This is a genomic window from Pseudaquabacterium rugosum, assembly GCF_038066575.1.
GTDB classification, from domain to species: Bacteria; Pseudomonadota; Gammaproteobacteria; order Burkholderiales; family Burkholderiaceae_C; genus Pseudaquabacterium; species Pseudaquabacterium rugosum.
Genome location: NZ_JBBUTF010000005.1, coordinates 315,117 through 331,744, shown reverse-complemented (window position 1 = coordinate 331,744; position 16,628 = coordinate 315,117). Strand labels below are relative to the sequence as shown.

General features: G+C 74.0%; 16 protein-coding genes and 1 pseudogene. 9 read left to right on the top strand and 8 right to left on the bottom strand.

Translation table 11 applies throughout. From position 1 onward, the window contains the following. Window positions 1–233: 233 nt before the first annotated feature. The 3 genes from AACH11_RS07440 (at window position 234) to AACH11_RS07430 (ending at window position 3,571) form a co-directional block, all read left to right on the top strand. The gene (locus AACH11_RS07440; RefSeq protein WP_341373560.1) at window positions 234–1,259 is read left to right on the top strand and encodes an SMP-30/gluconolactonase/LRE family protein; all 1,026 of its coding nucleotides are present in this window, start codon (window positions 234–236) and stop codon (window positions 1,257–1,259) included. A gap of 56 nt (window positions 1,260–1,315) precedes the next feature. Further along, window positions 1,316–2,080 carry a sulfurtransferase gene (locus AACH11_RS07435; protein ID WP_423228704.1) on the top strand — a complete coding sequence of 255 codons (765 nt, stop codon included), beginning with the start codon at window positions 1,316–1,318 and terminating at the stop codon, window positions 2,078–2,080. Window positions 2,081–2,152: 72 nt separating this feature from the next. Further along, on the top strand, window positions 2,153–3,571 hold the full coding sequence (locus AACH11_RS07430) for an alpha/beta fold hydrolase (RefSeq protein ID WP_341373559.1): 1,419 nt from the start codon (window positions 2,153–2,155) through the stop codon (window positions 3,569–3,571). Between the two features lie 27 nt (window positions 3,572–3,598). On the opposite strand, the gene AACH11_RS07425 is transcribed toward AACH11_RS07430, so the two are convergent. The 3 genes from AACH11_RS07425 to AACH11_RS07415 all read right to left on the bottom strand — a co-directional run bounded on the left by AACH11_RS07425 (window position 3,599) and on the right by AACH11_RS07415 (window position 6,874). After that, window positions 3,599–4,324 (bottom strand): DUF599 domain-containing protein, encoded by a 726-nt coding sequence (locus tag AACH11_RS07425; protein ID WP_341373558.1) that lies wholly within the window; start codon window positions 4,322–4,324, stop codon window positions 3,599–3,601. Window positions 4,325–4,477: 153 nt separating this feature from the next. Then, window positions 4,478–5,866 (bottom strand): MFS transporter, encoded by a 1,389-nt coding sequence (locus AACH11_RS07420; RefSeq protein ID WP_341373557.1) that lies wholly within the window; start codon window positions 5,864–5,866, stop codon window positions 4,478–4,480. 306 nt (window positions 5,867–6,172) lie between these two features. Beyond that, the gene (locus AACH11_RS07415; protein ID WP_341373556.1) at window positions 6,173–6,874 is read right to left on the bottom strand and encodes a pirin family protein; all 702 of its coding nucleotides are present in this window, start codon (window positions 6,872–6,874) and stop codon (window positions 6,173–6,175) included. 75 nt (window positions 6,875–6,949) lie between these two features. Here AACH11_RS07415 and AACH11_RS07410 point away from each other — a divergent pair, with 75 nt between their 5' ends. The 4 genes and pseudogenes from AACH11_RS07410 to AACH11_RS07395 all read left to right on the top strand — a co-directional run bounded on the left by AACH11_RS07410 (window position 6,950) and on the right by AACH11_RS07395 (window position 10,174). Further along, window positions 6,950–7,945, top strand: a complete 996-nt coding sequence (locus AACH11_RS07410) for a LysR substrate-binding domain-containing protein (RefSeq protein ID WP_341373555.1) — start codon at window positions 6,950–6,952, stop codon at window positions 7,943–7,945. A 134-nt stretch (window positions 7,946–8,079) separates the two neighbouring features. Next, window positions 8,080–9,027, top strand: coding sequence for a tRNA glutamyl-Q(34) synthetase GluQRS (gluQRS, locus tag AACH11_RS07405; RefSeq protein WP_341373554.1), 948 nt, complete (start codon window positions 8,080–8,082; stop codon window positions 9,025–9,027). Window positions 9,028–9,469: 442 nt separating this feature from the next. Further along, window positions 9,470–9,820: pseudogene (locus AACH11_RS07400) on the top strand (FKBP-type peptidyl-prolyl cis-trans isomerase); the annotation flags it as partial. A 24-nt stretch (window positions 9,821–9,844) separates the two neighbouring features. Beyond that, complete coding sequence (locus AACH11_RS07395) at window positions 9,845–10,174, top strand: FKBP-type peptidyl-prolyl cis-trans isomerase (RefSeq protein WP_341373575.1); 330 nt, start codon at window positions 9,845–9,847, stop codon at window positions 10,172–10,174. A 95-nt stretch (window positions 10,175–10,269) separates the two neighbouring features. Here the strand turns inward: AACH11_RS07395 and orn are convergent, their stop codons facing one another. Beyond that, window positions 10,270–10,860: an oligoribonuclease gene (orn, locus tag AACH11_RS07390; protein WP_341373553.1), complete on the bottom strand. Its 591-nt coding sequence runs from the start codon at window positions 10,858–10,860 to the stop codon at window positions 10,270–10,272. 37 nt (window positions 10,861–10,897) lie between these two features. On the opposite strand from orn, the gene AACH11_RS07385 reads away from it, so the two are divergent. Together AACH11_RS07385 and rsgA are read left to right on the top strand one after the other, a co-directional pair. After that, window positions 10,898–12,175 (top strand): M48 family metallopeptidase, encoded by a 1,278-nt coding sequence (locus AACH11_RS07385; protein WP_341373552.1) that lies wholly within the window; start codon window positions 10,898–10,900, stop codon window positions 12,173–12,175. A gap of 17 nt (window positions 12,176–12,192) precedes the next feature. Then, the gene (rsgA, locus tag AACH11_RS07380; protein ID WP_341373551.1) at window positions 12,193–13,140 is read left to right on the top strand and encodes a ribosome small subunit-dependent GTPase A; all 948 of its coding nucleotides are present in this window, start codon (window positions 12,193–12,195) and stop codon (window positions 13,138–13,140) included. A 49-nt stretch (window positions 13,141–13,189) separates the two neighbouring features. Here rsgA and AACH11_RS07375 read toward each other — a convergent pair whose 3' ends face one another. From AACH11_RS07375 to trmD, 4 genes are all read right to left on the bottom strand, one after another. Further along, window positions 13,190–14,182, bottom strand: coding sequence for a CobD/CbiB family protein (locus AACH11_RS07375; protein ID WP_341373550.1), 993 nt, complete (start codon window positions 14,180–14,182; stop codon window positions 13,190–13,192). Further along, window positions 14,179–15,084 carry a CoA pyrophosphatase gene (locus AACH11_RS07370; RefSeq protein ID WP_341373549.1) on the bottom strand — a complete coding sequence of 302 codons (906 nt, stop codon included), beginning with the start codon at window positions 15,082–15,084 and terminating at the stop codon, window positions 14,179–14,181. Before AACH11_RS07370 ends, AACH11_RS07375 begins: the two co-directional genes overlap by 4 nt. Window positions 15,085–15,227: 143 nt before the next feature. Further along, complete coding sequence (gene rplS / locus AACH11_RS07365) at window positions 15,228–15,581, bottom strand: 50S ribosomal protein L19 (RefSeq protein ID WP_341373548.1); 354 nt, start codon at window positions 15,579–15,581, stop codon at window positions 15,228–15,230. Window positions 15,582–15,786: 205 nt separating this feature from the next. Next, window positions 15,787–16,572: a tRNA (guanosine(37)-N1)-methyltransferase TrmD gene (trmD, locus tag AACH11_RS07360; RefSeq protein WP_341373547.1), complete on the bottom strand. Its 786-nt coding sequence runs from the start codon at window positions 16,570–16,572 to the stop codon at window positions 15,787–15,789. Between the last annotated feature and the right edge of the window lie 56 nt (window positions 16,573–16,628).

Below are 16,628 nucleotides of genomic sequence, written 5' to 3'. Positions count from 1 at the left end.
GGCATCTCCGTCGGCCAGGTCATGCGATCGATCTGGCCCTTCTACACCGCCCTCGGCGTCTGCCTGCTGCTCGTCACCTACGTGCCCGCCTTCTCCACCTGGCTGCCCAGGCTGGTGATGGGCCACTGAGGGGCCACTGAAGGGCCGTTGAGAAGCCACCCAACCCGCCCGCCGCGGCCGCTGCGGGCGGGGCCCGATCGCCGCGGCGGCCGCATCACCTCACAATCGACCTCATGAGCCTGCTGCTGGGCACGACGCCCGACCCCACCGCCTGCACCCTGCCCGGTGACGGGCCCCGCGTGCCGTTCACGGTCCACCCCCGCTACCCGGAGCCGGCGGTCGAGATCCTGCATCCGTCGTTCGCACCGCTGCGGGTCTACAGCGCCTCGGTCGAGCAGCTGCACACCGGCTGCCGCTGGGCCGAGGGGCCGGTATGGTTCGGCGACCACCGCTGCCTGCTGTGGAGCGACATCCCGGCCGACCGCATCCTGCGCTGGGACGCGGCCAGCGGCCGCACCAGCGTGTTCCGCGCCCCGGCCGGCCATGCCAACGGCCATGTGCGCGACGCCCAGGGCCGGCTGGTCAGCTGCGAGCACCTGGGCCGGCGCGTGACCCGCACCGAACAGGACGGCCGCATCACCGTGCTGGCCGATGCCTTCGAGGGCCGGCGCCTGAACTCGCCCAACGACATCGTCTGCCAGCGCGAGACCGGCGACCTCTGGTTCACCGACCCGACCTTCGGCATCCACGGCTGGTGGGAAGGCGAGCCGGCACCGGCCGAGCGCCCGGCCGCCGTCTACCGCATCCGCGCGGCCGACGGCGCGCTGGAGTGCCCGATCGACGACCTGGCCGGCCCCAACGGCCTGGCCTTCAGCCCCGACGGCCGCACGCTCTACGTCGTCGACAGCCGCGCCCGGCCGTCGCGCCAGGTGCTGGCCTGGGACATCGACGCCCAGGGCCGGCTGACGAACCGCCGCGTCCACATCGATGCCGACGGGCCCGGCGCGCTCGACGGCATCACCGTCGATGTCGACGGCCGGCTGTGGTGCGGCTGGGGCAGTGACGGCCGCGACGGCGCCGATGCGGCCGCCCTCGACGGCGTGCGCTGCTTCGACCGCGACGGGCGGCCGATCGGCCACATCCACCTGCCCGAGCGCTGCGCGAACCTGACGTTCGGCGGCGACCGGCGCAACCGCCTGTTCATGGCCGCCAGCCATTCGCTCTACGCGATCCATGTCAACACACAGGGACTGCCGTGAGCGCACGGCGCTGATCGGCGGCTGAAGGCACCGGGCGGCTGCCTAGAATCCGCCCCGTGTCCGCCGAACTGCCCATCCTGAACATCGCCGCCTACCGCTTCGTCGCCCTCGACGAGGCCGGTCTGCCCGCCTTCCGTGACCGCCTGCTGCAACGGGCCGAGGGCCTCGGCCTGAAAGGCACGGTGCTGCTGGCACCCGAAGGCATCAACCTCTTCCTCGCCGGTGACGCGGACGGCGTGCGCGGCTGGCTGCAGGCGCTGCGCGACGACGATCCGGCGCGCTTCGGCCCGCTGCACGCCAAGGAAAGCTGGAGCGAGGCCCAGCCCTTCCAGAAGCTGAAGGTGCGGCTCAAGCGCGAGATCGTGCGCATGGACCTGCCGACGCTGCGCCCGGCCACCGCCCGCCCGCCGGCCGTCGCGCCGGCCACGCTGGCGCGCTGGATCGCCGCCGGCCACTGCGACGCGGGCCGGCCGCTGAAGCTGCTGGACACGCGCAACGACTGGGAGGTCGACGCCGGCACCTTCGCCGGCGCCATCGACTGGCGGCTGCGCAAGTTCACCGAGTTCCCGGCCGCGCTCGCCGCCCACCGCGCCGAGCTGGCGGGCGCCACCGTGGTCAGCTTCTGCACCGGCGGCATCCGCTGCGAGAAGGCCTCGCTGGCGATGGAGGACCTGGGGCTGGACCACGCCTACCAGCTCGACGGCGGCATCCTGCAGTACTTCGAGGACACCGCCGGCCAGGCGCCGGGCTGGGTCGGCCGCTGCGTGGTGTTCGACGAGCGCGGCTCGCTGGACGCCGCGCTGCAGGCGCCGCAGGCCTGAAGGCCACCGCGACACACGCGGACCGCAGGCCGTCCCGCTCGCCGCTGCACCGCCGTCGCCCCACCGCCCCGCATGCGCGCACCCCGCCCCCCGGATGCCCCGGCCGATGCCGACGCCGGTGCCGACGACACGGCACCGCCCCGACCGCATCCGCTGCCGGTGATCGGCACCTCACCGTCCGACGCGGACGGCACGGACGGCACGGACGGCAGCGGCCATGGTGGCGATGACGAGCGCCCGGCCTGGCTGCGGGACGCCCGCCTGATCGACCCCGGCGCAGCGGGCATGGCCGGCGCCGCCAGCGGCAGTTCGGCGGCCGACGGCTGGGCCCATGGCCCGGACGGCCGCCGGCTGCCGCCCGGCCTGGCGCGCCGCCGTCAGGCCGAGGCCGCCCGCAGCCGGCCCTGGCACGCCCCGGCGCTGAAGCTGGCCGGCATGGCCCTGATCGGCGCCTCGCTGGCCCTGCCGCTGACCCTGCGCCAGCCCGACGTGCCGGTCGAGGCCCTGGTCGACCGTTGGGCCCTGCCACCGTCGAGCTTCATCGACCTGGACGGCCAGTTGATCCACTGGCGCGAGGAAGGGCCGGTGCAGGCCGCGGGCGCCCCGCTGCTGCTGCTGCACGACCTGGGCGCCCACCTGCAGGTCTGGGACGACTGGAGCCGTGCGCTGCGCCCGCAGCGCCGGGTGCTGCGCATGGATCTGCCCGGCCACGGCCTGACCGGCCCCTGGAGCGTGCCGCCACCGGGCCTGCCGGCCGCCCTGCCGCCGGCCGATCCACAGGCCCGGCGCGCGCTGCCCGGCGAGCAGGCCGACGGCAGCGCCGATGCGCGCGCCTACCGGGCCGATGTGCTGGCCCGTGCCGTGCTGGCCGTCATCGAGCGGCAGCAGCTGCCGCCGGTGGTGCTGGTGGGCCACGGCCTGGGCGGCGAGGTGGCCTGGCATCTGGCCGCGCTGGCGCCGCAGCGCGTGCGGGCGCTGGTGCTGCTGGCACCCAGTGGCGGCGCCCTGCCCGGTGGCGGGCCGCGCCTGAGCGCGACACCGCCGCACAGCCCGCTGGCCTGGCAGCTGCTGGGCCTGCCCGCGGTGGGCCTGCATGGCGAGGACACCGTGCCGCGCTGGCTGGTCGCGCAGACGCTGCACCAGCTGGCCGGTGACCCGACCCGCGTGACGGACGCGCAGATCGACCGTTACCGGGACCTGCTGCGCCGGCGTGGCGACCGCGCCGTGCTGCACGCGCTGGCACGGGCCGAGGCCGGCGGCACGCAGCCCCCCGCGCTGCCGGCGCTCGGCGCGGCGGCAGACCGGCCGACCCTGCTGCTGTGGGGCGGCCGCGATCGCTGGCAGCCGCCCTCGCAGGCCACGCCGCTGCGGGCGGCGCTGCCGCAGGCCCGGCTGGCGGTGTTGCCGGACCTCGGCCACCTGCTGCCCGAGGAGAGCGGCGCCGCCGGGGCCGCCGTGCTGCAGGACTTCCTGCGCACGCACGGGCTCTGAGCCACCGCGGGCCGCGGCCCGCGGCGCTCAGGGCGCCGGATCCAGCCCCTCGCGCAGCACCTCCAGCACCTCGCTGTGGAACTCGCGGCGGAACAGGATCCACACCACCGTCACGGTGCCGGCGATCATCGCCCACGGCGAGACGAACCAGGCCACCGCCGCGAAGGCCATGTAGCAGGCCCGCAGCCCGTCGTTGAAGCTCTCGGCGGCCAGGCCCATCACGCGGCCGGCGCGGTCGGCGAAGGCGGCGCGCTGCGCCTCGTCCACATAACGCTTCGAATCAGGCGCCGCACCCACCATCACGACGCCGAAGCTGTACTGCCGCAGGCTCCAGGTGAAGCGGAAGAAGGCGAAGATGAAGATCGCCAGCAGCAGCACCAGCTTGAGGTCGAACACCAGCACGCTGGTGCGCGCGGCGAAGGGCAGGTCATGCACCAGCTCGCTGGCGCGGTCCGAGCCGAGGGCGGCCAGCAGACCGCCGATGATGAAGATGCTGGTGCTGGCGAAGAACGACGGGCTGGCCGACAGGCTCTGCGCGACGGCCGAATCGACGATGCGGTTGTCGCGCCAGGTGGTCTGCAGCATCCACTGGCGGCGCCAGCGGTTGGTCGTCGCCAGGATCGAGGGCTTGCGGCTGGCGCGGTGGCGGGCGAAGCGGACATAGCCGCTCCAGCCGGCGACGAAGAGGCCCAGCGCGGCCCAGTCGAGGAGCGGCAGCAGGGCCGGCAGGCGCATCCAGGTGGCGTCGTTCATGGCGGGCCGCACTCTAACGCGTCGTCTGCCGATGCCGATGAGGGATCGCCACAGCCGGCGAGGAGTCCAGCGTGGATGCCGGGTACAGCGCCCGGCGGCCGTTGGAGGGTGCGCCGCGTGTCGATGCGCTGCGCCCGCGCGGCGCCCCGTCGCTCAATCACCGGCCACGCGCACCCGCGGCAGCGTGCGCCGCGCCAGCGCCCAGGCCAGCAGCAGCGCGGCGGCCACGCCGCCGAAGGCCACCGCGTCCGACCAGCGCTCGGCCACCGCGCCGAGGGCCAGCGGCGTGGGCATGCGCACCAGACCGGCCACCAGGGCGGTGGCCGACAACGCGGCCGCGCCGCCGGCACTCGCCGTGCCACCGTGGCGCGCCGCCAGCGCGAAGCCGCAGGGCACGACACAGGCCGTGCCGACGCCCACCAGCGCGAACCCCGCCAGCGCACCGCCGAAGCCCGGCGCCAGCGCGACCACCCCGTAGCCGAAGGCCGCCAGACCGAGCGAGCCCAGCATCAGCCGCCGGTCGCCCAGCCGCGTGCGCAGGCGGTCACCGAACACCCGCAGCACCGCCTGGCTGCCGGCGAACAGCGCACCGCCGGCCCCGGCCAGCCAGGCCAGATCGGCCGCCTGCGCGGCCAGGAAACGGGCCGACCACTGCACGGCCGTGCTCTCGGCCGCGATGCTCACGCCCAGCACCAGGCCCAGCGGCGCGATGCGCCGCAGCAGCTCGCCATGGCCGGGGATGCGGCCGGAGACGACGGGCGGCGCGGCGCCGGCGTCCGCCCGCGCCCCCACGCCCGCACGCGCCGCGATGTCCGTGTCCTGGCGGCCCGGATCCGCGACCGGCGCCGTGGCCACCGCGGCCCGGCGTGGCGCCGGCCCCAGACGGCGCAGCGCCAGCACCGCGCCCAGGCTCAGCACCAGCGCCGGCAGCGCACACCACGCCGCCCCGGCCAGCACCGAGACCAATCCCCCGATCAGCGCCCCGCAGGCCCCGCCGGCCGAGGCCGCCGCATGCATGCCGGTGAGCACCGGCCGGCCCAGGCCACGCTCGACGGCCACGCCCTCGGCATTCATCGTCAGGTCCAGCAGGCCGCTGGCCGCGCCCAGCAGCAACATGGCCAGGCCCAGCGCCCAGGCCGGCGCCAGCAGGTAGACGGCGATCGCCGCGGCCAGTTGCAGCAGCAGCAGCCGGCCCATCAACGGCCGTGGATCGAAGCGCCGCGCCAGACCGCCGCCCAGCGTGGCCGCCGCGATGTAGGCCCCGGTGTGCAGCGTCAGCAGCAGACCGAGCCCGGCCGCGCCCAGCCCGGCCCGCGCGAGCAGCACCGGCATCGCCCCGCCCATCATGCCCAGCGGCAGCGCGAAGGCGAGGAAGACGGCGATGACCACCGGCCGCGCACGCCGCGCATCGGCCTGGCGCAGCGCCTCCAGCGTGGGCGCAGGGATCGGCGCCCGCACGCCGGCCGTCGCGCCCGCGGTGGTCAGCGCATCCGGGACGGGCGTGGCGGCGGATCCGCGCGGGAGATCGGCGGTGCCAGGCACCGGGCAGGCTTCAGACACGGCGGACGGTTCCCGGGGGCTGGGGCGGCGGACGCGCGATCGGTCCGGACCCGGGCAGCGTAGCCGTTACCGTGGGGTTACGGCCACGCCCCGGGCATCGGCGAGCCGGCAGCCGCGCCGCGCACCGCGGCGGCGCTGCAGCGGAACATGCGCGGCACGGCGGTATCGGGGGGCGGGTGCCGGCGCACCGCTCGGCGCATCCACCCGGCCCCTCTCGACGCGGCCCGTCCGCCCGTCCGGCCGGCCGGACGCACGCCGCCGCGCCCCGCCGGTCGATCCCCGCCGTCTTCAACCGGCCAGATCGAACACCAGCACCTCGGCGCCCTGCCCCGCGCCCAGTCGCACCGCTGGCTCGTCGACCAGGCCCAGCCCGTCACCGGCGGCCAGCTCCTGGCCGTTGACCTGCACGCGGCCGCGCACCACCTGCACCCAGGCCCGGCGGCCGGGCGCCAGCGCCAGCTCGGCGGCTTCGTCACCGTCGAAGCGGCCGGCGTGGATGGCGGCGTCCGCATGCACGGTCACCGAGCCGTCGCGGCCGTCCTCGCTGGCGACCAGGCGCAGCCGGCCGCGCTGGTCGGCCGGCGCGAAGGCCTGCTGCTCGTAGCCCGGCGCGATGCCGGCGACGCGCGGCAGCAGCCAGATCTGCAGGAAATGCGTCGGCGCATCGGCCTGGTGGTTGAACTCGCTGTGGCGCACGCCGGTGCCCGCGCTCATGCGCTGCAGCTCGCCTGGCACGATGGTCGCGCCATGGCCCAGGCTGTCGCGGTGGGCCAGCGCGCCCTCGATCACATAACTGACGATCTCCATGTCACGGTGACCGTGGGTGCCGAAGCCGGTGCCGGCGGCGATGCGGTCCTCGTTGATCACCCGCAGATTACCGAAGCCCGGCCAGGCCGGATCGACATAGTCGGCGAAGGAGAAGGTGTGGGCACTGCGCAACCAGCCGTGGTCGGCATGGCCGCGTTCGATGGAGCGACGCAGGATCAGCATGGCGTCATGGTCGCACCGGGGCCGCGCCGGCGGCCGCCCCCGCGCTTGAAGCGCCCGTTCAAATAAGATGAAGCCATGCCCCAGACCCCCCGACGCCAGGCGCTGACCCCCGAGGCGCTGCAGATGATGGACACCATCGCGCGCAGCGGCAGCTTCGCGGCGGCCGCGCGCGAACTCGGCCGCGTGCCCTCGGCCCTGACCTACAGCGTGCGCCAGCTGGAGGACGCCCTCGACGTGCTGCTGTTCGACCGCCGCAGCGGCCAGGCGAAGCTGACGGCCGCCGGCGAGGAACTGCTCAACGAGGGCCGCCGCCTGCTGGCCGAGATGGACGCGGTGGCCAACCGCGTGCGCCGCGTGGCCACCGGCTGGGAGAGCGAGCTGACGCTGGCGCTCGACACCGCCCTGTCGCGCGTGACCACCTTCGAGCTGATCGAGGCCTTCTACGCCCAGCGCGGCCCCGACGGCGAGCCGCCCGGCACCCGGCTGCGCGTGCGCGGCGAGGTGATGACCGGGCTGTGGGAGACGCTGCTCGACGGCCGCGCCGATCTGGCCATCGGCGTGTCGATGCAGCACGCCGGCAGCCATCCCGACATCCAGGTGCGGCCGATCGGCGACATCGAGTTCATCTTCGCCTGCGCGCCGCATCACCCGCTGGCGCAGGCCGAGCTGCCGCTGGCCGACCAGGACATCCAGCGCCACCGCGCGGTGGCGGTGGCCGATTCGGCCCAGCGCCTGACGCCGTCGACGGTCAACCTGCTGTCGGGCCAGGACGTGCTGACCGTGCCCAGCATGGCGGCCAAGATCGAGGCCCTGCTGCGCTGCCTGGGCTGCGGCTTCGTGCCCGAGCCGATGGCGCGCGAGCACGTGGCCGCCGGCCGCCTGCTGGCGCTGCCGGTGCAGCGCGCGCGCGTGCCGGCCAGCTTCGGCTACGCCTGGCGCCAGATCGGCGGCGACAAGCAGGCCGCCCGCCAGGGCCTGGCCCTGCAGTGGTGGCTGGGCCAGCTGGAGCGCGAGGCCACCCGCCACGCATTGATCGAGCGCCACGGCGCGCAGTGGCTGACGATGGAATGAGCGGCGGGGCGACACCGCAGCAGCCTGCGACCGGCCGACCCGAGGCCGCGGCCACGGCGGGTGCAGGCGGGTGGGCCGATGCACAGGCCGATGCCCGGGCCGACACGCGGACCGCCGGGCCGCTCGATGTGCAGGTGGACGAGGCTGCCGCCAGCGACCACCGCCCCGTCACGGCCGGCCCAGGCTACATCGGCCGCTTCGCCCCCTCGCCGACCGGGCCGCTGCATGCCGGCAGCCTGGTCGCCGCGCTGGCCAGCTGGCTGGATGCGCGGGCGCACGGCGGCCGCTGGCTGCTGCGCATCGAGGACGTGGACGGCCCGCGCTGCATCCCTGGCACCGACCGTCTGATCCTGCAGCAGCTGGCCGACTGCGGCCTGCATGCCGACGCGCCAGTGGTCTGGCAGTCGACGCGCGAGGCGGCCTACGCGCAGGCGCTGGCGCAACTGGGTGCGGCCGGCCACACCTACCCCTGCGGCTGCACGCGCAAGGACATCGCCCAGGCCCTGGCGGCGCAGGGCCACGGCCGCGAGCGCTTCGGCGAGACGGTCTATCCCGGCACCTGCCGCGCCGGCCTGCACGGCAAGCCGGCACGCGCCTGGCGCCTGCGCAGCGATGACAGCGACGGCTCCGATCTGCACATCGCCTGGCACGACCGCTGGCGGGGCCCGCAGCGGCAGAACCTGACGCAGGAGGTGGGCGACTTCGTGCTCCGGCGTGCCGACGGGCTGTGGGCCTACCAGCTGGCGGTGGTGGTCGACGATGCCTGGCAGGGCGTGACCGACGTGGTGCGGGGCGCCGATCTGGCCGACAACACGCCGCGCCAGCGGCATCTGCAGACACTGCTGGGCCTGCCGCAGCCCCGCCATCTGCACACGCCGCTGGTGCTGGCGGCCGACGGCCACAAGCTGAGCAAGCAGAACGGCGCGGCCGCGCTCGACCTGGCCGATCCCCAGGCCGCGCTGCGCGCCGCCGGCCGGGCGCTGGGCCTGGACGCGGCCGACCAGCGCCGGGACTGGCCGACCGTCGACGACTGGCTGCGGGCGGCGGTGCCGGGCTGGGCCGCGCGCTTCGGCTCGGGCTGAGCGCGGGGCTTGTTGCGGGTTGCGACACCGCGCTCCGGTTGCCGGTTGCCGGTTGCCGGTTGCCGGTTGCCGGTTGCGGGTTGCGGGTTGCGGGTTGCGGGTTGCAGTCTGGCGGCGGATGGCGCGCGCGAAGGACCGGGGATGGGCCGCGGGCCTCATGCGTCCCGAAATCGGCCCGCGGCCCATCCCCGATCCTTCGCCGGAGACACCGCGCACCGCGCAGCGCCCGCCGATCCACGTCCGCGCACGCGCCACCGCCCCCCTGCCGCCGGGGTCGGGCAGGGGGACCGGCCGATTTCGGAACGCATGAGGCCGGGCCCCCTGCCCGACCCCGGCGGCGCGCACCACCCGCCCCACGTCCTCGCCCCCGGAGCTGCCGAGCTGCCGAGCTGCCGATGGCATCATCTCGCCCCTGATTCCACAGCAGCAGGACTACGACACCATGACCACCCTTCCCTCCGGCCTGCAGGTCGACGACATCATTGCCGGTACCGGCGCTCAGGCCCAGGTCGGCCAGGCGGTCCTGGTCCACTACACCGGCTGGTTGCACGACCCGGCCGCCCCGCAGGGCCGCGGCGCCAAGTTCGACTCCAGCAAGGACCGCGGCGAACCCTTCGAATTCCAGCTCGGTGCCGGCATGGTCATCCGCGGCTGGGACGAAGGCGTGGCCGGCATGCTCGAAGGCGGCACCCGCATCCTGACCATCCCGCCCGAGCTCGGCTACGGCGCCCGCGGCGCCGGCGGCGTGATCCCGCCCAACGCCACCCTCGTCTTCGAGGTCGAACTGCTCCAGCAGCCCGAGCGCCAGCCGCTGCAGATGACCGACACCGTCGTCGGCGAAGGCGAGGAAGCCCGCGCCGGCCAGCGCGTCACCGTCCACTACACCGGCTGGCTGTACGACGAGGCCGCCGCCGACCACCGCGGCCGCAAGTTCGACTCCAGCAAGGACCGCAACGACCCCTTCCGCTTCCAGCTGGGCGCCGGCATGGTCATCCGCGGCTGGGACGAGGGCGTGCAGGGCATGAAGGTCGGCGGCACCCGCGTGCTGGTGATCCCGCCCGAGCTGGGCTACGGCCGCCGCGGCGCCGGCGGCGTGATCCCGCCGAACGCCACCCTGGTCTTCGAGGTCGAGCTGCTGGGCGTCTGAGCCCCGCGCGCGACCGCGCAGGCACGATGACGAAGGGGCGCCGCGGCGCCCCTTTTCATGCCGGCCACCGCGCGGCGCGCGGTCCGCGGCGCGGCTCAGACCGCCAGCAGATGCGTGCGGTAGTACAGCAGCTCGTCGATCGACTCGTGGATGTCGGCCAGCGCCGTGTGCGCCTGGGCCTTCTTGAAGCCGTCGAGCACCGCCGGCTTCCAGCGCTTGGCCAGCTCCTTGAGCGTCGAGACGTCGAGGTTGCGGTAGTGGAAGAAGGCCTCCAGCTGCGGCATGTCCTTGGCCATGAAGCGGCGGTCCTGGCAGATCGAGTTGCCGCACATCGGGCTCTTGCCCTTGGGCACGTACTGCTTGAGCCACTCGATCAGCTGCGCCTCGGCCATCGCCTCGGTCACCGTGCTGGCCTTGACGCGGTCGATCAGGCCGCTCTTGCCGTGCGTGCCCTTGTTCCAGGCATCCATGCCGTCGAGCACCGCGTCGCTCTGGTGGATGGCCAGCACCGGCCCCTCGACCCGCACCGACAGCTGCGCATCGGTGACCACGACGGCCACCTCGATGATGCGGTCGGTGAACGGCGACAGGCCGGTCATCTCCATGTCCAGCCAGATCAGGTTGTGCTCGCTGCAGCGCAGCGCGGGGGTCTCGGCAGGGGTGGCGGGTGCGGTGTCGGTGCTCATGGCCGGGATTCTCTCAGGCCCTACACTGCGCGCCATCATGAACACGCCCCTGGTCATCACCGTTCTCTTCGCCATCGCGCTGCTGGCCGCTCTCGGCCTGAAGCTGTGGCTGGCCGGACGGCAGATGGCCCACGTGGCCCGTCACCGCGGGCAGGTACCGACGCCGTTCGCCGAGCGCGTGCCGCTGGCCGCCCACCAGCGCGCGGCCGACTACACGGTGGCCAAGGGCCGGCTGGGCCTGCTGTCGACGGCCTGGGCGTCGGCCGTGCTGCTGGGCTGGACGCTGCTGGGCGGGCTGGATGCGCTCAACACCGTCGTGCGCGAGGTGGTGCAGCCGGCCTGGGGCGATCTGGCCTACCAGCTGGTGCTGGTCGGTGCGTTCTCGGTCATCGGCGGCCTGCTGGAGCTGCCCTTCGAGCTGTTCCACATCTTCCGCATCGAGCAGCGCTTCGGCTTCAACCGCGTCACGCTGCGGCTGTGGCTGGCCGACCAGCTCAAGGGCCTGCTGGTCGGGCTGCTGATCGGTGCGCCCATCCTGGCGCTGATCCTGTGGATCATGGGCACCACAGGCGGCCTGTGGTGGTTCTGGGCCTGGCTGACCTGGACCGGCTTCCAGCTGCTGGCCATGGTGCTGTATCCGACGCTGATCGCGCCGCTGTTCAACACGTTCACGCCGCTGGCCGACGAGGCGCTGCGCGAGCGCGTGCAGGCGCTGATGCAGCGCTGCGGCTTCGCCGCCCAGGGCCTGTACGTGATGGACGGCAGCCGCCGCTCGGCCCATGGCAACGCCTACTTCACCGGCCTGGGTGCGGCCAAGCGCGTGGTCTTCTTCGACACGCTGCTGAACAAGCTGGCCCCGGGCGAGGTCGAGGCCGTGCTGGCGCACGAACTCGGCCACTACCGCCACGGCCATATCCGCAAGCGCCTGCTGCTGATGTGCGGCCTGAGCCTGGCGGCACTGGCGCTGCTGGGCTGGCTGGCCCAGCTGCCGGCCTTCTACGTGGGTCTGGGCGTGCGGCCGAACATGGGCGCCCCCAACGACGCGCTGGCGCTGCTGCTGTTCCTGCAGGTGGTGCCGCTGACCGGCGTGTTCCTGCAGCCGGCGATGGCCGCGCTGTCGCGCCGCGACGAATTCGAGGCCGACGCCTATGCCTGCGCCCAGGCCGACGGCCGCGATCTGGCCCGTGCGCTGCTGAAGCTGCACGAGGACAACGCCAGCACGCTGACGCCCGACCCGCTGTACGCGCGCTTCTACTACAGCCACCCACCCGCGGCCGAGCGCCTGGCCGCCCTGCCGCGGCCGGCCGGCGCCTGATCCGCGTGGCCTCCCGCATGCCTGCGCCGCGTGGCGCCCGTCCCGGCCGACGTGAACCGGCCGCCGCCCGCGAACCCAACGGCCTGGTCATCGGCGCCCACGGCCGCCACTACGTGGTCGAGGACCGCGAGACCGGCGCCGTGGTGCTCTGCCATCCGCGCGGCAAACGCAGCGACTGCGTGGTCGGCGACCACGTGCACTGGGAGACCAGCGGCGATGGCGGCGTGATCGAGCAGGTGGCCGAACGGCGCAACCTGCTCTACCGCCAGGACGAGTGGAAGACCAAGTCCTTCGCCGCCAACATCGACCAGCTGCTGGTGCTGCTGGCGGTCGAGCCCATGTATGCCGAGACCCAGGCCGCGCGGGCGCTGATCGCCGCCGCCCACGCCGGCGTGCAGGCGCTGCTGGTGCTCAACAAGATCGACCTGCTCGGTGTCGACGCCGCGCGCGCCCGGCTGCAGCCCTACCGCGACATGGGCGTCGAGGTGCTGGAGTGCGCGATCAAGGGCCGGCCGGACGAGGCCCACGCGCTGCTCGCGCCGCGCCTGGCCGGCCAGGTCACGCTGGTGCTCGGACCCAGCGGCATGGGCAAGAGCACGCTGATCAACCGCATGATCCCGGATGCCCAGGCCCAGGTCGGCGAGATCTCGCAGGCGCTCAACAGCGGCCGCCACACGACGACGACGACGCGCTGGTACTGGATGGACGAGCACCACCGCGAGGCGGCGCTGATCGACTCACCGGGCTTCCAGGAATTCGGCCTGCGCCAGGTGCCGGCGGCCGATCTGGCGCGCTGGATGCCGGACTTCGCGGCCCATGCCGGCGAGTGCCGCTTCCACAACTGCAGCCATCTGCACGAGCCGGGCTGCGCGGTGCGCGCAGCCTTCGAGCGCGGCCTGATCAGCGCCCCGCGCTACCGCATCTACCAGGAACTGCACGCGGAGCTGTCGGCCACGCGCTGGTGAGCCGGACGGCGGCCACCGGCGCAGCGGGCGCCGCCCGGGCGCTGCCGGCTCAGCCGATCAGGTTGGCCAGCGTCAGCAGCGCCAGCAGCAGCAGCCACAGCACGACCGAACGCCAGACCAGGCCGACCACGCTGCGCAGGTGGCCGAGTTGCGGCGGATCGCCCTCGGCGGTCGAGCCGTCGGCCACCGCGTCGTCGCTGGCCGCCGGATCGTCGAAGCCACGGCTGCGCTCAGGGCCGCCGGGAGCGGCCGTGCGGCCCCCGAGCTGCACGCCGACCGCACCCGCCGCCGAGGCCAGGATCACCCCTTCGTTCGGATGCTTCCACAGGCCGGCATCGCGCCGCCAGGCATGGATCGCCTCCTCGAAGTTGCCGACCACGGCGAAGCCGAAGGCCGTCAGCCGCGCCGGCACATGGTCGATCAGCGCCAGCATGCGCTGGGAGACCGCCAGCAGGCCCTGGTTGGCCGGCACCCCCAGGTGCTTGCTCGGGTAGCTCCAGTAGCGGGCCGAGAACTCGGCCATCCGGTAGAGCACCGCGCCCAGCGGCCCCAGGCCGACGGTCGACATCAGCACGAAGCAGAAGAACACGCCGAAGACGTGGCGGTGGGCGGCCAGCAGCGCATGCTCGATCACGTGGCGCAGCAGCTCGGTGCGCGGCAGCTCGCTGACGTCCAGGTTCAGCCACTGGGCCAGCAGGCGGCGGGCGGTCAGCTCGTCACCGCGCTCCAGCGCCTCGCGGATGTCGGTGTAGTAGTGGCTGAACTGGCGGAAGCCCTGCGTCAGCCACAGCACGATGACGTCGAAGGCCAGCGCCAGCAGCAGGCTGAAACGCAGCACCAGCAGGTACAGCAGGCCGACCAGCAGCGCCGGCGCCAGCACCGAGACCCCCCAGACCACCCAGGCGTGCTGCGGCGCACCGGCATCGAAGTTGCGGCCGGTCCAGCGCACCCAGGCCACCAAGGCATGGTGGATGCGGTTGTCGCGCGGCAGAGGACGGAACTGCTCCAGCACCAGGGCCAGCAGCACGGCAAAGAAGCTCATCGCCGCGCATCATAACCAGCCGCCTGACCGCCACCCTGGTCGGCCGCGGTGGGCTCGCCTTCCGGCATGGCCCGCGGTGCGTCACGGCCCGCGACGGCGACGGCCGTGGCCTCGGGCGCGGCCTGCGACAACCACTGCAGGCGATGCAGCAGACCCCAGAAATTGCGCAGCATGGCGGCGGTCGCGCCCCAGATCCAGCGCTCGCGCCCGCCCGACGGATCGGTCCAGGGCATGGACAGGAAGCGCCGGAGCTGACCGTCGACCTCGATCTCGTGGTGCCGGTGGTGGGCCGGATCCATCAGGAAGGCCAGCGGCACCTCGAAGACCTCGGCCACCTCGCCGGGCTCGGGCCGCCACACCGCCTCCGGCGCGATCAGGCCGATGACCGGCGTCACCCGGTAGCCGGTGACGGTCACGTAGACCGGCAGACAGCCGATCACCTCGACCGCCGACGGCGCGAGGCCGACCTCCTCGTGGGCCTCGCGCAATGCGGTGGCCCGTGCGTCGGCATCCTGCGGATCCTGGCGGCCGCCCGGAAAGGCGATCTGGCCGGCATGCTGGCGCAGATGGGCCGTACGCTCGGTCAGCAGCACCTGCAGGCCGCCCTGGCCGTCGAGGGCCGGCCGCAGGCCCAGCAGCACCGCGGCCTCGCGGTCATCCGGGGCGCCGGCCCGCTGGCCATCGCCACGCAGCTCCGGCGGCCACAACGCTGCCTCGGGACGCGCCAGCAACGTGCGCAGCGCATCGGCACACAGCAGGGACCGCGGCAGGGCCGGCAGGTGCCGGTCGACGGCGACGACGGAGGCCGCCCGCGGGTCGCGCACGCGAGGGGGGCGGGACGGCAGCGGCGCGGCGTCAGCGGCCGCCTGCCGTGGCGCCGGACAGGGACTGTTCACACTCATGATGAGCGGACAGCATACGCGCGCCCAGGCACGGCACGCGGACGAAAAAAAACCGCCCCGGAGGGCGGTTTCCTGGCGGCGGCACTCCGGGGTCACCCCCGGCGCACCGGACGCTGCGGTGGCCGTCAGGCCACCTGCAGGCATCAGGACAGCTTTTCCTTGATGCGGGCCGACTTGCCGCTGCGCTGGCGCAGGTAGTACAGCTTGGCGCGACGGACGTCACCACGGCGCTTGACCTCGATCGAGGCGATCAGCGGGCTGTACAGCTGGAACGTACGCTCCACGCCTTCGCCGCTGGAGATCTTGCGGACGATGAAGCTGCTGTTCAGGCCGCGGTTGCGCTTGGCGATGACGACGCCCTCGTAGGCCTGCACGCGCTTGCGGGTGCCTTCGACGACGTTCACGCTGACGATCACGGTGTCGCCAGGGGCGAAGGCCGGGATGGTCTTGCCCAGGCGGGCGATTTCTTCTTGCTCAAGGGTGCGGATCAGGTCCACAGCGTTCTCCGTTGATCATGCCGGCACCGAGGTTGAGGAAACGGCGGACACGCGACCGACGGTGGACGGACCCGACCGGGCCCGGCACACCGCCGCATGGTCGCCCCGGGAGCCGGCCGGATCGGCTGGCGCCCGCAGGCATCATGCGGGATTCGGCTCTTGCGTGGCCTTGGGTGGGCCCGGCAGAGGATCGAAAAGCCTTCGATTATAGCTGAGCTTCGCGCTGCAGTGCAGCCAGGAAGCGTTCATCGGCCGCGTCGAGGCATCCGGCCGCGCGGGCGGCGACGATCAACGCCGGCCGCCGGGTGGCCGTCAGACGCAGCGACTGCTCGCGGCGCCAGCGGGCGATCTGGCCATGGTGGCCGGACAGCAGCACCGGCGGCACCGCGCGCACCGCGCCATCGGCGTCGATCAGCTGTTCAGGGCGGCTGTAGTGCGGGCAGTCCAGCAGGCCGTCACCGGAGAAGCTGTCCTGCTCGTGTGAATCGGCCGTCAGCACACCGGGCTGCAGGCGCGCGACGGCATCGAGCAGCGCCAGCGCCGGCAGCTCGCCACCGGACAGCACGAAGTCGCCCAGGCTGAGCTCATCGGTCACGTGGCGGTCGAGCACACGCTGGTCGATGCCCTCGTAGCGACCACACAGCAGGACGGCACCGCCCGGCGCGTCCGCCCAGCGGCGCACCTCCGCCTGATCCAGCACGCGGCCGGTCGGGGTGAAATGGATGACGCGCGGCGCCTCGCTCAGGGCGGCGGCCGCACGGGCGGCCTGCACGGCCGCCAACGCACGTTCGAGCGGCTCGGCCAGCATCACCATGCCGGGGCCACCGCCGTACGGGCGGTCGTCGACCCGGCGATAGGCGTCGTCGGCATGGTCGCGCAGGGGCCACAGGTGCACGTCCACCAGGCCCTGCGTGTAGGCACGGCGGTTGATGCCCACCGTCAGATGGGCGGTGAACAGCTCCGGGAACAGCGTCAGGACGTCGAAGCGCATGCGGGCGGCTCTCGGTGCGGCCGGCGGACGGCGGCCATCGAGCAGACGGACTGTCG

Excerpts from the sequence above, each read along its gene's own strand:
- AACH11_RS07440 (WP_341373560.1), top strand. The coding sequence starts at position 234 with ATGAGCCTGCTGCTGGGCACGACGCCCGACCCCACCGCCTGCACCCTG.
- AACH11_RS07430 (WP_341373559.1), top strand. The coding sequence starts at position 2,153 with ATGCGCGCACCCCGCCCCCCGGATGCCCCGGCCGATGCCGACGCCGGT.
- AACH11_RS07425 (WP_341373558.1), bottom strand. The coding sequence starts at position 4,324 with ATGAACGACGCCACCTGGATGCGCCTGCCGGCCCTGCTGCCGCTCCTC.
- AACH11_RS07415 (WP_341373556.1), bottom strand. The coding sequence starts at position 6,874 with ATGCTGATCCTGCGTCGCTCCATCGAACGCGGCCATGCCGACCACGGC.
- AACH11_RS07410 (WP_341373555.1), top strand. The coding sequence starts at position 6,950 with ATGCCCCAGACCCCCCGACGCCAGGCGCTGACCCCCGAGGCGCTGCAG.
- AACH11_RS07395 (WP_341373575.1), top strand. The coding sequence starts at position 9,845 with ATGACCGACACCGTCGTCGGCGAAGGCGAGGAAGCCCGCGCCGGCCAG.
- orn (WP_341373553.1), bottom strand. The coding sequence starts at position 10,860 with ATGAGCACCGACACCGCACCCGCCACCCCTGCCGAGACCCCCGCGCTG.
- AACH11_RS07385 (WP_341373552.1), top strand. The coding sequence starts at position 10,898 with ATGAACACGCCCCTGGTCATCACCGTTCTCTTCGCCATCGCGCTGCTG.
- rsgA (WP_341373551.1), top strand. The coding sequence starts at position 12,193 with ATGCCTGCGCCGCGTGGCGCCCGTCCCGGCCGACGTGAACCGGCCGCC.
- AACH11_RS07375 (WP_341373550.1), bottom strand. The coding sequence starts at position 14,182 with ATGAGCTTCTTTGCCGTGCTGCTGGCCCTGGTGCTGGAGCAGTTCCGT.
- AACH11_RS07370 (WP_341373549.1), bottom strand. The coding sequence starts at position 15,084 with ATGAGTGTGAACAGTCCCTGTCCGGCGCCACGGCAGGCGGCCGCTGAC.
- trmD (WP_341373547.1), bottom strand. The coding sequence starts at position 16,572 with ATGCGCTTCGACGTCCTGACGCTGTTCCCGGAGCTGTTCACCGCCCAT.